Consider the following 1853-nt stretch of genomic DNA (forward strand, 5'->3'; position numbering starts at 1 on the left):
GGCAGAGGTGGGCGACCGCGCCGGGGTCGCGCAGCAGGACGGTGCCGGTGGAGCCGTCGGGTTCGCGGTGGGCGAGGAAGGCGGTGCTGCGGTCGATCACCGTCGCGGGCGCGGGCAGTTCGGGCAGGGCGCGGTAGGCGGCGCCGGCGGCGATCAGCCGGTCGATCCGCTCGCGCTGCGGGCCGGGTGCGGCGGGCGCGGCCCGGCACAGGGTGCGCAGCCGGGCGCCGCGGCCGAGGGCGGCGAACCCGGGGTCGCCGTCGGTGGCGGCGGGCAGGCCGCCGGGTGTCACGGTGAACAGTTCCTGCCGGCAGCGGGCGCTCTCCTCGGCGAAGACGGCCGCGGCGACCTCCGGGTCGGTCAGCAGTTCGACCGGATCGTGCCGGGCGGTGCCGCGCCGGGCGGAGCGGTAGCGGGGCATCAGGGCGCCGAACTCCTCGCGGATCGCCCGGACCCGTTCGGCGGTGCCGGCGATCTCCCGTTCGAGCGGTGCGGTCACCCCGGCGGCGGCCAGTTCGGGGCTCATCGGCACCAGCTGGTCGGGCCGTTGGGGTGCCGGGCGGAGCAGCCGCAGCCGCAGCAGCACCTCGCAGGCCCGGTCGAACTGCTCGCGGTCGAGGTCCGGGGCCTCCTGGCCGGGGCGGGAGCGGTCGAGCCGGCCGTTGGCCAGCGCCAGGTCGAAGAGCCGGACGGCGGCGGTGTCGAGCCGCGGTACGGGGTCGGGAGCCGTGGTGTCCGGCAAGGAGGTACCCCCGGTCATGGTTCGCTGCACGTTGGGGACATGCAGGTTGCTGCCAGATCCGCATGCTGGACGCTCCGGCCGGATGGCCGCGAAACTGTCAAATGCTCTGATCTTCAACAGTTCTGACAGCTCGTCAGGGTAGCTCGTCGGACCGGCCCGGCTCGTGGGGGGAGCGGGCCTGCGCCAACATGCCACAGGGGGCAGCGCCCGGCCAGAGGGCCGGTGCGGCGACCGCAGTTTTCCGGACACCCGACCGGCCGGTCGGCCGGTCACCCCGGCCCGGTCCGCGCCCTCGATCCCGTACGGCCGCGGCCGACCGCCCGGCCCGACCGCCCTGCCGATCCGTGACCAGCGGACGGCACCCGACCCCGTGAAGGCCGCCCGTATGCCCTCTGCCCAGATCCTGGCACCCGACCCCGCCGAGCGGCTCGCCGTCCGGTCCGCGCTCTTCGACCGGCTGCGGCTCGCGGCCGGAGACCGGCTGGTCGTCGTCCTCGACCGCGGCCGGGCGGCCGAGGCGGCCTGGCTGGCGGCCACCGCCAGGGCCGGCGGGATCGCGGTCCGGCTGCTGGCGGGGGACGCCCGGAGCCCGGTACGGACCGGCCGGCGGGTCCTGGGCGCGCTGGCGGACCTGCGCGGGGACGGGCCGCCGGCCCGGGAGGCGGTGTTCTTCCTGTGCGCCGAGCCGCTGGACCACGCGGTGCTGCGGCTGCCGGCCACCCTGGTCGCGGTCCAGCTCCCGGTCCCGGACTGGGAGGACCCCGCGCTGCGGGCCGGCCGGCTGGCGCACCTGCGGCAGCTGACCGCCGCCGCACCGGCCGTCCTGGTCGCCACCGGCGGCGGCGCCGAACTGCGGCTGCGTCCCGCCGACGGCCGGCCGCCCCGGGTGGAGGACGGGCCGGCCGAGGCCGGGCGGGTCCGGCAGCTGCCCGCCGGGCACCTGCACTGGCCGGCCGCGCAGGCCGACGGCGAGTTCGTCGCGGACGGGCTGATCGCGATCAACCGGCCGACCCGGCTGGGCGGTTCGCTGCACGAGCGGCCGGTGTCGGTCCGGCTGGCGGCGGGCCGGGTGACGGCACTCGGCTGCGCCGACCCGGTCCTGCTCGGCCTG

Annotated in this window: 2 protein-coding genes; one reads left to right on the forward strand and one right to left on the reverse strand. The window is 78.0% G+C overall.

What is annotated here, in order from left to right:
* A partial coding sequence (locus AA75_RS50140) for a hypothetical protein (protein ID WP_033824264.1) occupies window positions 1–760 on the reverse strand: 760 nt, incomplete at its 3' end.
* Window positions 761–1127: 367 nt separating this feature from the next.
* On the opposite strand from AA75_RS50140, the gene AA75_RS50145 reads away from it, so the two are divergent.
* Window positions 1128–1853 (forward strand): hypothetical protein (locus AA75_RS50145; RefSeq protein ID WP_033824265.1); only part of this gene is annotated, 726 nt, incomplete at its 3' end.

The organism is Kitasatospora sp. MBT63, from assembly GCF_000710465.2.
Taxonomy (GTDB): Bacteria; Actinomycetota; Actinomycetes; order Streptomycetales; family Streptomycetaceae; genus Kitasatospora.